This window comes from Serratia sp. (in: enterobacteria) (assembly GCF_046715635.1).
Taxonomy (GTDB): domain Bacteria; phylum Pseudomonadota; class Gammaproteobacteria; order Enterobacterales; family Enterobacteriaceae; genus Chania.
Genome location: NZ_JBKJYW010000485.1, coordinates 1 through 12,525, shown reverse-complemented (window position 1 = coordinate 12,525; position 12,525 = coordinate 1). Strand labels below are relative to the sequence as shown.

At 52.1% G+C, this 12,525-nt stretch carries 12 protein-coding genes and 1 pseudogene; 8 read left to right on the top strand and 5 right to left on the bottom strand.

Features of this window, described 5'->3' with window-relative positions; all coding sequences use genetic code 11:
• Positions 1–1,446 (top strand): magnesium-translocating P-type ATPase (mgtA, locus tag ACLQ7H_RS24845; protein ID WP_411754972.1); only part of this gene is annotated, 1,446 nt, incomplete at its 5' end.
• 49 nt (positions 1,447–1,495) lie between these two features.
• Here the strand turns inward: mgtA and ACLQ7H_RS24840 are convergent.
• Both ACLQ7H_RS24840 and ACLQ7H_RS24835 read right to left on the bottom strand, forming a co-directional pair.
• Entirely contained in the window at positions 1,496–1,675 is a 180-nt protein-coding gene (locus tag ACLQ7H_RS24840; protein ID WP_411754971.1) for a hypothetical protein, read from the bottom strand.
• Positions 1,676–1,777: 102 nt separating this feature from the next.
• Positions 1,778–1,920, bottom strand: a pseudogene (locus tag ACLQ7H_RS24835) (AraC family transcriptional regulator); the annotation flags it as partial.
• A 142-nt stretch (positions 1,921–2,062) separates the two neighbouring features.
• Here ACLQ7H_RS24835 and kynA point away from each other — a divergent pair.
• Positions 2,063–2,905: a tryptophan 2,3-dioxygenase gene (gene kynA, locus ACLQ7H_RS24830; protein WP_411754970.1), complete on the top strand. Its 843-nt coding sequence runs from the start codon at positions 2,063–2,065 to the stop codon at positions 2,903–2,905.
• 55 nt (positions 2,906–2,960) lie between these two features.
• Here the strand turns inward: kynA and ACLQ7H_RS24825 are convergent, their stop codons facing one another.
• From ACLQ7H_RS24825 to ydgT, 3 genes are all read right to left on the bottom strand, one after another.
• Entirely contained in the window at positions 2,961–3,992 is a 1,032-nt protein-coding gene (locus tag ACLQ7H_RS24825; protein WP_411754969.1) for an NADP-dependent oxidoreductase, read from the bottom strand.
• A 556-nt stretch (positions 3,993–4,548) separates the two neighbouring features.
• Entirely contained in the window at positions 4,549–4,959 is a 411-nt protein-coding gene (gene uspC / locus ACLQ7H_RS24820) for a universal stress protein UspC (protein ID WP_411754968.1), read from the bottom strand.
• A 153-nt stretch (positions 4,960–5,112) separates the two neighbouring features.
• Positions 5,113–5,328, bottom strand: coding sequence for a transcription modulator YdgT (ydgT, locus tag ACLQ7H_RS24815; protein WP_411754967.1), 216 nt, complete (start codon positions 5,326–5,328; stop codon positions 5,113–5,115).
• A gap of 1,349 nt (positions 5,329–6,677) precedes the next feature.
• Between ydgT and flhD the strand changes: the two genes are divergently transcribed.
• The 6 genes from flhD (at position 6,678) to cheW (ending at position 12,225) form a co-directional block, all read left to right on the top strand.
• Positions 6,678–7,028 (top strand): flagellar transcriptional regulator FlhD, encoded by a 351-nt coding sequence (gene flhD / locus ACLQ7H_RS24810; RefSeq protein WP_121607180.1) that lies wholly within the window; start codon positions 6,678–6,680, stop codon positions 7,026–7,028.
• Complete coding sequence (flhC, locus tag ACLQ7H_RS24805) at positions 7,028–7,612, top strand: flagellar transcriptional regulator FlhC (RefSeq protein WP_411754966.1); 585 nt, start codon at positions 7,028–7,030, stop codon at positions 7,610–7,612. The genes flhD and flhC overlap by 1 nt, the downstream gene beginning before the upstream one ends.
• A gap of 145 nt (positions 7,613–7,757) precedes the next feature.
• Positions 7,758–8,648, top strand: a complete 891-nt coding sequence (motA, locus tag ACLQ7H_RS24800; RefSeq protein ID WP_024528916.1) for a flagellar motor stator protein MotA — start codon at positions 7,758–7,760, stop codon at positions 8,646–8,648.
• On the top strand, positions 8,645–9,721 hold the full coding sequence (motB, locus tag ACLQ7H_RS24795; RefSeq protein ID WP_411754965.1) for a flagellar motor protein MotB: 1,077 nt from the start codon (positions 8,645–8,647) through the stop codon (positions 9,719–9,721). Before motA ends, motB begins: the two co-directional genes overlap by 4 nt.
• Before the next feature lie 4 nt (positions 9,722–9,725).
• A complete protein-coding gene (cheA, locus tag ACLQ7H_RS24790) occupies positions 9,726–11,693 on the top strand; it encodes a chemotaxis protein CheA (protein WP_411754964.1) in 1,968 nt (655 codons plus the stop codon).
• Between the two features lie 31 nt (positions 11,694–11,724).
• The gene (gene cheW, locus ACLQ7H_RS24785) at positions 11,725–12,225 is read left to right on the top strand and encodes a chemotaxis protein CheW (protein ID WP_411754963.1); all 501 of its coding nucleotides are present in this window, start codon (positions 11,725–11,727) and stop codon (positions 12,223–12,225) included.
• Positions 12,226–12,525 lie beyond the last annotated feature (300 nt).

The window sequence follows — 12,525 nt, the reverse complement described above, 5'->3', positions numbered from 1 at the left end:
GTGATCCGTTTTGGCCAGGGCCAGCCAGGCGTTGAGGCGTTGGGGCGCTATAGCAAGGTTGATGAGCTGCCGTTTGATTTTATACGTCGTCGCTTGTCGATAGTGGTACAGGATGAACAACAGCGCCAACTGCTGATTTGCAAAGGTGCAGTTGAAGAGATGTTGGAGATTGCCACTCACGTCCGTGTCGGGCAAGAGGTGTTGACGCTTGACGAGGCTCGCCGTGCCGATTTGCAGGCGTTGGCCTGCCAGTACAATGAAGATGGTTTCCGCGTGCTGGTGCTGGCAACGCGAGATCTGGGTCTGGAAGGTTGCTCTCTGCCATTGAGCATTGTGGATGAACGCGACCTGGTGATCGAAGGCCTGCTGACCTTCCTCGATCCGCCAAAAGAGAGCGCTCGTGAAGCGATTGCTGCCCTGCAGGAAAATGGCGTGGCGGTGAAAGTGCTGACCGGTGACAACCCGGTAATCACCTGTAAAATCTGCCGTGACGTTGGCCTGGAACCGGGAACGCCGCTCTCCGGCCTGGAGATTGAACAGATGGACGATGCCCATCTGATGCGTGAGGTTGAACAACGTACGGTATTCACCAAGCTGACGCCGCTACAAAAATCACGCGTGCTGAAAATGTTGCAGGCTAATGGCCACACCGTGGGCTTCCTGGGGGATGGCATTAACGACGCCCCGGCGTTACGCGATGCCGACGTGGGCATTTCTGTCGATACCGGTACCGATATCGCCAAGGAGTCCGCCGACATTATCCTGTTGGAAAAGAACCTGATGGTGCTGGAAGAAGGGGTGATCAAAGGGCGTGAAACCTTCGGAAATATCATCAAGTATCTGAACATGACTGCCAGCTCCAACTTTGGCAACGTGTTCTCGGTGCTGGTGGCCAGTGCGTTTATTCCGTTCCTGCCGATGCTGGCGATCCACCTGCTGTTACAGAACCTGATGTACGATATCTCCCAGCTTTCCCTGCCGTGGGACAAGATGGACAAAGAGTTCCTGCGTAAACCCCGCAAATGGGATGCCAAGAATATTGGCCGCTTTATGCTGTGGATTGGGCCGACGTCGTCGATTTTCGACATCACGACCTATGCGTTGATGTGGTTCGTGTTTGCCGCCAATAGCGTAGAGCATCAGGCGCTGTTCCAATCCGGCTGGTTTATTGAAGGGCTGCTGTCTCAGACGCTGGTAGTGCATATGCTGCGTACCCAGAAGATCCCGTTCATTCAGAGCACGGCGGCGCTGCCGGTGTTGTTGACCACCGGGATTATTATGGCACTCGGTATCTATATTCCGTTCTCGCCGCTCGGGGCATGGGTAGGGTTGCAACCGCTGCCGTGGGAGTATTTCCCTTGGCTGGTGGCCACGCTGGTCAGCTACTGTGTGGTGGCGCAATTGATGAAGCGTTTCTACATCCGTCGCTTTGGCAAGTGGTTCTAATCAGCGTCGACGCCGGGCATCGTGCCCGGCGTTACAGTCAGGCTGCGGCTTAAAAGCTTTTTACCAGAACATCGGCTGGCAACTCTGTGCCATGTTTCAGCAGATGCTCGAAAGATTTCTCGCAGCTTTTCAACTGCTGCAAAAACTCTTGTGGAGAAAGATCGTGTTGTTTACCGCTCATATAGGCCAGCGCCAGTTCTTTGGCCTGATAGCGTGAAAAATTGTACATGGTGCCCCCGGTGAAATAAGCAGTGTGATTACTACTGATTGTAGGGGGCGAGCAGATAATAGACAGTGGCTTTGGCGTATAGAATCAATAGCCGAAACTTAACTACAGGCTGCGGCAATGCCTACGATATTCAGACGGGGACGATCGGTGTGCTTTTTGAATATCCTGCAAAAATAGTTACTGTCGTCGAACCCGCAGTTGTGGGCGATCTCTTTGATTATCAGGTTATAGCCACGTAACAACCGATGTCTGCACCGGATCTGCGAGACAGCTCTCGTTAATTGTTACGTTAATGTTGCCAGAATGAACTATTGTCTTCTCTTCACTTGCTAACCAGCAACGCGCGTCACGTTTGCCAAAGGCGTGTGAGCGACACGGAGAGAGAACATGAATCAGCGGGAACTAGAAAGCGCCATCGTCACCGATTTTTCCAAGCGCATGAGCTACGGTGATTACCTGTGCCTGGATCGACTACTGGATTGTCAGCAGCCACTTTCCAACCCACAGCATCATGATGAGATGCTGTTTGTTGTACAGCACCAGACCTCGGAGCTGTGGATGAAACTGATGCTGCATGAACTGCAGGCAGCCAGGACTTTGGTGCAGCAGGATAAGCTCAGCCACTGCTTCAAGATCCTGGCCAGGGTGAAGCAGATCCAGCGTCTGCTGTTTGAGCAATGGGCGGTGCTGGAAACGCTGACCCCGTCAGAATATGTGGAGTTCCGTGGCGTGTTGGGTAACTCGTCGGGTTTCCAATCTCATCAATATCGTTCGATCGAGTTTTTGTTGGGTAATAAAAATGCCGCCATGCTGGCCGTCTTCAGCGACGATGCGTCAAAACATGCGGCGCTGAAAGCGATCCTCGAAGCCCCGAGCCTGTATGACGAGTTCCTCCGTTATCTTTCCCGCCACGGTCTTACGGTGCCTCAGGCATGCATTGAACGAGACTGGACCCAGCCTTACCAGCGCAATCCGGAACTGCTGCCGGTGTTCAAACTAATCTATGATAATCCGCAAACCTACTGGGCGGCCTACGAAATGGCCGAGAAGCTGGTGGATATAGAGGAAAGCTTCCATTTATGGCGTTTTCGCCATATGAAAACGGTCGAGCGGATCATCGGTTTTAAATCAGGCACCGGCGGCTCCAGCGGCGTCAGTTTCTTGAAGAAGGCGTTAGAGTTGACCTTCTTCCCGGAACTGTTAGACGTGCGTACAGAAATTGGCGCTTGACCGCTTTGTCTAGACATCAAGCAAAATCAGGGCGCGTAGCGCCCTGAACAGGGGATCACTCCTCGGCGACGCGGATAATCAGCTTGCCGAAGTTTTTCCCTTTCAGCAGCCCGAAAAAGGCCTGTGGGGCATTTTCTAACCCGTCGACTACGTCCTCGCGGAATTTGATCTTGCCCTGGCTGACCCATTCCCCCATCTGTTGTAGAAACTCGCCGAAGTTTTCTGCGTAATCATCGAAGATGATAAAACCCTGCATCTTGATGCGTTTACGCAGGATCAGGCCTTGTAACAACGGCAAGCGATCTGGGCCTGGTGGTAACTCGGTCGCGCTGTAATGGGCGATTATCCCGCAGACAGGAATTCTTGCCTTGGTATTGAGCAAAGGAATAACCGCATCGAATACTGCGCCGCCGACGTTTTCATAGTAAATATCGATGCCCTGTGGGCAGGCCGCTGCCAGTTGTGCCGCAAAGTCAGCCGAGCGGTGATCGATACAGGCATCAAACCCGAGTTCTTCCACCACATAGCGGCACTTCTCTGCGCCACCCGCTACGCCCACCACGCGGCATCCTTTCAGCTTGGCAACCTGGCCTACCACGGAACCTACGGCTCCGCTGGCTGCCGCGACCACCAAAGTTTCGCCCGCCTGTGGCTGGCCGATATCCAGTAACCCCATATAAGCGGTAAAGCCTGGCATACCGAGCACGCCAAGGAGGCGGGAAGGGTGATCCAGCTCGGCTCCCAGATTACGCAGGCCGCTGCCATCTGACAACGCATGGCTTTGCCATCCGTCGTAACCTAACACCCAATCTCCAACGTTAAAGTCTGGATGTTGTGAAGCCTGCACGCGGGATACGGTGCCACCGACCATCGCCTCGCCGATCTGTACCGGTGGCGCATAAGAGGGCGCATCGCTCATACGGCCACGCATATAGGGATCTAACGAAAGATAAACCGTACGCAGCAACACTTGCCCGGCGGCAGGCTGCGGGATGGAGCTGGTTTCCAGGCGGAAATTGTCTGCCTGTGGTTCGCCGTGTGGGCGTGAAGCTAAAACAAAACGGCGGTGATGCGCTTGCTGAGACATCGAGGACTCCTTGGCGACAGTGTTGAACGAAGAGTGTTCAGGTACTGGCTAGTCTAGTGACTATGTTGCAATAGAAAATAGCGTTATGTGCGCAGTTGTGCGATAGCGTAATAAGCATGGTTGGCCACCTTGTTGAAAAATATTGCGTAATATCTCCATCCTCTTTGCAGCGGTAACGTTGTTACCTAGACTGACTTACCTCAGGCACAGACTAAAGTAAGCTCCATGGATAAGTGAGCTTGCCGCCTAGCTAGGCTTATGGTTATTGGATGGTCGTTGAGCTTCTTATATCGTGAATAAAAATAACGCTGTGGATTTTACGGTTAATCATAAATATCAGTGATAGTTAATGTCGTAAGTATTGATGGATCTGGGATAATTCCTAATAGCCCTATTGATGCTGACAGGTAATTGATTCAAGGTAGGAATGCCAGTGAAGCTACGTTGGCCGAATAGGCATTTTTTGCCGCCAGAGTGAACCTCCATCGCACACTTAATTTATATGGGGAAAAAAGAATTTTGCTTTGAATCGATGGCGGTAGGGGATAGTTATGCGTTATAGCGGAACGATCAGCACGTCAATGCGGCTGGTATTGATAAAACGTGCGGCAGAGCAGGCCACTTTATTCATCATGCTGTCGCTATGGTTGCCGCAGATGACCAGATCAAAGGGTTGTTGCTGGTTGGCGTAGGTCAGGCAGTCGCCTAGCTCACCGTGAATTATCCGGGTAGCGATGTTGGGGTAGTTGGCTCGTAGGCATAGTTCCTCCATAAACAGCAGCGTTTCTTCTTCCATCAACGCTCGCAGGTCACCCAGCATGGGGCCGGGGAAGACCTCGGTATTGGCAATGATGCTGACCAGCGTGATTTTCCCACCACAGGGACGCACGATGGAGACGGCTTTCTCTACCAGTCGGTGACTGTCAGCTGCGACTGCCACCGTAACCAGAACGTTGCGATATCCCATGTTCTACTCTCGTTGCCTGAATATGTGCTAAAAGGGTAGAGCAATGCCCGCACAATAAATGTGGTTTGTATCACGCGCAACGCTAAATCCCAAGGCAGGAAAGAGATTCCGCCATAAAAGATAAAAAGATGCGCGCATAAGAGTGGGAGGGGGTTAAAGCACCTGTGTCCAGAGTGACTTGGGCACTCTACCCAGGTCGAACAGTTTGCCAGAGACCAGTTCTGCACGGCGATGGTCCGCAGCACGGTACATGTTGCTCATTTCACTGTCGTCCGTCAGCGAATAATTCAGTTTGTCATAGACTTTTTCCAGACTGTCCAAGTTGGAACATTTGCGAAACGTCATCAGGTAATCGATGGTACTTGTCATAGTTAAAATATAGCCTGTTAATAGTATTAAAGCGGTAAGAAAAGCCTCACATGTTCGCAGAAATCGCCATAAGATGAAGCGGTGTCGCCAGGCAAAATAAAAGAAAAGTGAGCAAGTGGAACACGCTAAGCCAAAATACCCCTGATAGGGATATGGGCACCCCCGAATGATAATATGTGTCGAGCATCTCGGCAATATACCTTGACAGATAATCTACCAATTAGGGGAAATCTTACCTTATTGGTTCAGATGAGGCAGTTTGGCAGCATAGCTCTGCGTTTCGCAAAGAAAATGATAACCGAGCGGTTTTGGTGGCACGCTGAAAACGGGGCAGTCGATGTATTATCATGGCGCACATTCAAAAATTTTGCAGAAGATGTGTGAGGCTCAAACAGACTCCCCGTTAGAGTGAAAAGCCGATAGACAATAAAAAAAGTGATTCAATGCGCTTTATTACCACAGTCAGGTGGTATTAGGAATTTTCTATGCGAGCATTCATTTACTCTAAATAATAATTTAAATGCTAACTAAAAAATTCAATTTGCTACTTTCCTTACCGATAAACTCTAGTGGGCATTATTTTTCGCTTTTCCCCTGCCGAGGGTTCTCTGACCCTCTCAAAGTGAAACAAATTGTTACTTCTGTTAACTTGTTTAGCCCCTAATACTGCCCCTTTTAACTGCGGGATCTGCTTTGTAGAAAATTGAAACGGACGCTACAGGTAAATCTGACTTTTGCTAGCGGGCGGTTTCAGCGGGTAACTTTATTCATAAGCAACTGGTTTTAAATGACAAATAGTGTTTTAAACTGCACTGGTGGCCGAGTGGCAGATTTTTACTCTGCGATTTGGCTTTAGTTAAGCTTTTGTTCGAATTGATCTAAAAATAGGTATTTTTGGGCTGTAAAAGCTAGTTTTTAAGACCTTTTCTTACTTTAGTCTATTTATTGTACAGTCTGGTGGTTAATAAATAGGCTAATCTTGGCCTTTTTGAGGTGGATATTTTTTATTTTTGTGATCTGTGTCACATTGTTTTTAAAATTGCGGGTCGATTACGTTGTGTGGGCTAAGTGATCGGGGGTAGAGTTGCGCTGTTATTAAGATTAATCTTATTATTTTTGTAAAAATAGTCACACCAAAAACACACTTTTGAAGCAGGATGCTGTATATCCATACACGTAATTACATGTATATCAAATACTGAGTAACAACCCGAATTGTGTATAGTCGCGCAGTTATCGCGGCTGGCGTACAGGGATTTGTTTGCCAACTTTGGGAATGAACCCAGGTCATGGGCGATAATTTATCACCCAGCGTATGTTTTTTAAACATAGTCTGTCGGGATGGGAATATGGGTACGTCTGAACTACTTAAACATATTTATGACATTAACTTGTCATATTTGCTTCTGGCACAGCGTCTGATTAACGATGAAAAAGCGTCGGCAATGTTCCGTCTGGGTATTGATAACTCAATGGCGGATGCGCTGTCGCAACTCACGTTGCCACAAATGGTAAAACTGGCAGAAACTAATCAGCTGGTTTGTCACTTCCGTTTCAACGATCACAATACTATCGAGCACCTGACGAAAGAATCTCGTGTGGACGATCTGCAACAGATCCACACCGGCATTTTGCTGTCGAGCCATTTACTCAAAGAACTTTCGGGTAAAGGCGGTAGTGTGACGAAGAAAAGAGCCTGATGATGAGTGAGAAAAGTATTGTTCAGGAAGCCAAGGACATTCAACTCGCCATGGAACTGATCACGCTGGGCGCGCGCTTGCAGATGTTAGAGAGCGAAACGCAGCTTAGCCGTGGGCGATTGATCAAGCTGTACAAAGAATTACGTGGCAGTCCACCGCCCAAAGGCATGCTGCCATTCTCGACCGACTGGTTCATGACCTGGGAACAGAACATCCACTCGTCGATGTTTTTCAATGCGTATCAGTTCCTGCTCAAATGCGGTCAATGCCAAGGGGTCGAAGCCGTGGTCAAAGCCTATCGACTGTATTTGGAACAGTGTCCGCAACAGCCAGGTGAACCTCCGTTACTGGCGCTGACACGGGCCTGGACGCTGGTGCGTTTTGTCGACAGCGGTATGTTGCAGCTATCCGCCTGCAGCTGCTGTGGTGGGACTTTTATCACCCATGCGCACCAGCCGCTTAACAGTTTTGTCTGCAGTTTATGCCAACCCCCATCCCGCGCAGTAAAAAGACGTAAACTTTCGCCGCAACTGGCCGATATTATTCCACAACTGCTGGACGAGCAGGTTAAACGCGCGGTCTGAGCCTGTTTGCAGGCTTATACAACAACACAGACTGGTGAAACTCGAGGGCTCGGTACTCCGGGCCCTCAGGTACGGCCCATGCTGTAGCCGAATTTCACCCGCGCTGACTCACCTTCCATCCACATTGTGAATTTAAGGAATACGTGTGCTAGTTATTTTGGGTTATCTCGTGGTTCTGGGTACCGTGTTTGGCGGCTATATGATCGTCGGGGGCCACCTCGGCGCGCTCTATCAGCCCGCTGAATTTCTGATCATCGGAGGGGCTGGCGTGGGGGCTTTTATCGTTGGCAACAACGGTAAAGCGATTAAATCCACGCTGCGCGCGCTTCCCAAGCTGATGCGCCGCTCAAAATACAACAAAGAACTGTATATGGATCTGATGGCATTGCTCTATCGGCTGATGGCTAAATCGCGCCAGCAGGGCATGTTGTCGCTTGAGTTTGATATTGATAATCCGCAGGAAAGCGAAATTTTCTCTAATTATCCGCGCATTCTTGCCGATAACCACCTGGTGGAGTTTATTACCGACTACTTGCGGCTGATGGTGAGCGGCAATATGAACGCTTTTGAGATCGAAGCGTTGATGGATGAAGAGATCGAAACCTTCGAACAGGAGAGCGAGGTACCAGCGGGTAGCCTGGCGATGGTTGGCGATTCGTTACCGGCTTTCGGCATCGTAGCCGCCGTGATGGGGGTTGTGCACGCGCTCGCTTCGGCTGACCGGCCAGCGGCGGAATTGGGGGCACTGATCGCCAATGCGATGGTGGGAACCTTTCTCGGCATCCTGTTGGCCTATGGGTTTATCTCGCCGCTGGCCACTTTGCTGCGCCAGAAGAGTGCTGAAACCACCAAGATGATGCAGTGCATCAAGGTCACCTTGCTGTCGAGTTTGAATGGTTATGCTCCACAGATCGCGGTCGAGTTTGGCCGTAAAACGTTGTACACCACGGAACGCCCTTCCTTCGTTGAGCTGGAAGAGCATGTGCGCAAGGTGAAAGCCCCGGCACAGCAGGCGACGGAAGAGCAGGACGCATGAAACAGAATCACCCGGTAATTCTGGTCAAAAAACGCAAAGCCCACCATGCCGGTCATCACGGCGGCTCCTGGAAAATTGCCTATGCCGATTTTATGACGGCGATGATGGCATTTTTTCTGGTGATGTGGCTGCTGGCGATTGCTAGCCCGCAAGAGTTGACGCAGATAGCCGAATATTTCCGCACTCCACTGAAGGTGGCACTGACCAGCGGCGACAAGAGCAGCTCGGAAAGTAGCCCAATCCCGGGCGGTGGTGACGATCCAACCCAGCAGCAAGGGTTGGTCAAAAAGCAGATGGATTCACCGGAAAAGCGTGCGGAAGAGCTGCGCCTGAACAAGCTGCGTGAGAAGCTCGATGAGCTGATTGAGTCGGACCCGCGCCTGAAAGCGCTGCGGCCGCATTTGCTGATCAACATGATGGACGAAGGATTACGCATTCAAATTATCGACAGCCAGAACCGGCCAATGTTCAAGACCGGTAGCGCGCAGGTGGAAAGCTATATGCGCGATATCCTGCGCGGGATAGCGCCGATCCTCAACGGATTATCGAACAAAATCAGCCTGTCGGGCCATACCGACGACCTGCCTTATGCCACCGGTGAGCGCTATTACAGCAACTGGGAGCTGTCCGCCGATCGTGCCAATGCTTCCCGGCGTGAACTGATCGCCGGTGGTCTGGCCGAAGGCAAGGTGTTGCGGGTGGTTGGGATGGCTTCGACCATGAACCTGAAACAGCACGGCGGGGATGATGCGGTGAACCGGCGAATCACCATTCTGGTGCTGAACAAACAAACCCAGCAAGGGATAGAACACGAGAATGCGGAGAGCAGCGCTACGGAAATCGACCAGCCGGCAGGCCTGAAGCAGTTGGCACCGCAGGCAACGACATCGGCCATGGTGACACCGGAATTACCGCCGTCGCCGCCTGCTCAAACCGTAGCATCACCGGCAGTACCCAGTACGCCTGAGCAGCCCCCGGCAGCGGCGAAAGCCGCAGACACCAGGCCGACAGCGGCTATTCCGGCGGCACCTTCCGCCACTTCACCGACTAACAGCGACTCACAGCAGAGGTGACCCCGTGAGCATGGATATAAGCGCTTTTTATCAGACCTTTTTTGATGAGGCAGACGAGCTGCTGGCCGATATGGAGCAACATCTGTTGGAGCTGGACCCGCTGGCCCCGGATATTGAACCACTGAACGCGATTTTCCGCGCTGCCCACTCGATCAAGGGCGGAGCGGCCACTTTCGGCTTTAGCGTACTGCAGGAAACTACCCACCTGCTGGAGAATTTGCTGGACGGTGCCCGGCGTCAGGAAATGAGCCTGAGCACCGAAATTATCAACCTGTTTCTGGAAACCAAAGACATTATGCAGGAGCAACTGGACGCCTATAAAACGTCGCAACAGCCTGATAGCGAAAGCTTTGAGTATATTTGTCAGGCGTTGCGGCAGTTGGCTTTGGAAGCGCAACAGCAGGATGCTCCTGCGGCGGCGGTAGCGGTAGCCTCTCCGGTGACTCATGCCGCTGCTCCGGCTGCGATCGAGGGCGGGATGCGGATCGGCCTGAGCGGCCTGAAGCCGAGTGAAATTCCGCTGATGCTGGAAGAGTTGGGCAATCTGGGTGAGGTGGAAAACCCGCAGCAGACCGAGAGCAGCCTGGAGGTCACTTTACTGACCTCGGCCAGTGAGGAGGATATCAGCGCGGTGCTGTGCTTTGTGCTGGAGCCGGAGCAGATTGCCTTTTCCACGCCGCCTAAGGCCGTGGCGAAGATCAGCGCGCCGGAGCCCGTTGCCGTTGCTACTCCCATTGCGCCTGTTGCGGTAGCTGAAGCGCCGAAGCCCAAAGCCAAGGCTAGCGAGTCTACCAGCATCCGCGTGGCGGTAGAAAAGGTCGATCAACTGATCAACCTGGTAGGGGAATTGGTGATCACTCAGTCGATGCTGGCCCAACGTTCCGGCAATCTGGATCCGGTCAACCACGGCGATCTGCTCAACAGCATGAGCCAGTTGGAGCGTAACGCCCGCGATCTGCAAGAGTCGGTGATGTCGATCCGCATGATGCCGATGGAGTACGTTTTCAGCCGCTTCCCACGTCTGGTGCGCGATCTGGCCAGCAAGCTGGACAAGCAGGTGGAGTTGACGCTACGGGGCAGCTCTACCGAACTGGACAAGAGCCTGATTGAACGCATTATCGATCCGTTGACGCACCTGGTACGCAACAGTTTGGATCACGGTATTGAAGAACCGGCCGCGCGCCTGGCTGCCGGTAAGGCTGAAGTGGGTAATCTGATCCTGTCCGCCGAACATCAGGGCGGCAATATCTGCATTGAAGTCACCGATGATGGAGCCGGACTCAACCGCCAGAAAATCCTCGCCAAGGCCGCCTCACAGGGGTTGGCGGTGAGTGACAACATGAGCGATGAAGAGGTCGGCATGCTGATCTTTGCACCTGGTTTCTCCACCGCCGAGCAGGTGACCGACGTCTCTGGGCGTGGAGTGGGTATGGACGTGGTGAAGCGAAATATCCAGGAGATGGGAGGCCATGTCGAAATTCATTTCCAGGCCGGGAAGGGCACTTCAATCCGCATTTTACTGCCGCTGACGCTGGCTATTCTTGACGGCATGTCGGTCAAGGTGAATGAGGAAGTGTTCATTCTGCCTTTGAATGCCGTGATGGAATCATTGCAACCGCAGGCCGAGGATTTGCATCCGCTGGCCGGTGGGGAGCGCGTGCTTCAGGTACGCGGTGAATATCTGCCTCTGGTTGAGTTGTATCGGGTGTTTGAGGTTGATGGAGCCAAAACCGAAGCCACCCAGGGCATCGTGGTGATTTTGCAAAGTGCCGGCCGCCGCTATGCGCTGCTGGTCGATCAACTGATCGGTCAACACCAGGTGGTGGTGAAAAATCTGGAAAGCAATTACCGCAAGGTGCCGGGTATTTCCGCTGCCACCATTCTGGGGGATGGCAGCGTGGCGCTGATTGTAGATGTTTCAGCGCTGCAAACGCTGAACCGGGAAAAGCGTCTGACGGACGCTGCCGCATAATTATTAACCGACTGATTTAAAGGTGATCGAAATGGCAGGACTGGCAGCCGTCAGCAAACTGGCTGGCGAAACGGTAGGTCAGGAGTTCCTGATTTTTACCTTGGGTAACGAAGAGTATGGCATTGATATCCTCAAGGTTCAGGAGATCCGCGGTTACGATCAGGTAACGCGCATCGCCAACACCCCGGCGTTTATCAAGGGGGTGACCAATCTGCGTGGGGTGATCGTACCGATTATCGATCTGCGGGTGAAGTTTGCCCAGCAGGACGTCTCTTATGATGAAAACACCGTGGTGATCGTGCTGAACTTTGGTCAGCGGGTGGTGGGGATCGTGGTGGATGGCGTTTCTGATGTGCTGTCGTTAATGGCGGAACAGATCCGCCCGGCCCCCGAGTTTGCGGTCACGCTGGCTACGGAATACCTCACCGGTTTGGGATCGCTCGGCGAACGCATGTTGATCCTGGTGGATATCGAAAAGCTGCTGAGCAGCGAAGAGATGTCGCTGCTCGATAACGTGGCAAAAATCGCCTGATTGCTTTAAACGCGCCGCAGATTGACTAAATCACTGCGTGTCATAGTGTCACAGATCGAGATGATGCAGCACGCCGACTCGCCGTGAACTAGCACCAGTTCTCAATGGTCCTCTCACCCTGTGGGTGAGGGGACCAAAGTGCCACCTTTTCTCTTACGCCCCACCAAAAAATAGTTACCCATTATCCCTTAAAGTTCTCTTCAAACGCGCCGATAACTTTGTCAGTTAACGTACACAGAACCTATCTGTGCGGGTGTCAAAGAAAGGGTAAAAATGTTTAATCGCATGAAGGTAGTCACC

Coding starts and splice junctions, on each gene's coding strand:
- kynA (WP_411754970.1), top strand. CDS start 2,063: ATGAATCAGCGGGAACTAGAAAGCGCCATCGTCACCGATTTTTCCAAG.
- ACLQ7H_RS24840 (WP_411754971.1), bottom strand. CDS start 1,675: ATGTACAATTTTTCACGCTATCAGGCCAAAGAACTGGCGCTGGCCTAT.
- flhC (WP_411754966.1), top strand. CDS start 7,028: ATGATGAGTGAGAAAAGTATTGTTCAGGAAGCCAAGGACATTCAACTC.
- ACLQ7H_RS24825 (WP_411754969.1), bottom strand. CDS start 3,992: ATGTCTCAGCAAGCGCATCACCGCCGTTTTGTTTTAGCTTCACGCCCA.
- flhD (WP_121607180.1), top strand. CDS start 6,678: ATGGGTACGTCTGAACTACTTAAACATATTTATGACATTAACTTGTCA.
- ydgT (WP_411754967.1), bottom strand. CDS start 5,328: ATGACAAGTACCATCGATTACCTGATGACGTTTCGCAAATGTTCCAAC.
- cheW (WP_411754963.1), top strand. CDS start 11,725: ATGGCAGGACTGGCAGCCGTCAGCAAACTGGCTGGCGAAACGGTAGGT.
- uspC (WP_411754968.1), bottom strand. CDS start 4,959: ATGGGATATCGCAACGTTCTGGTTACGGTGGCAGTCGCAGCTGACAGT.
- motB (WP_411754965.1), top strand. CDS start 8,645: ATGAAACAGAATCACCCGGTAATTCTGGTCAAAAAACGCAAAGCCCAC.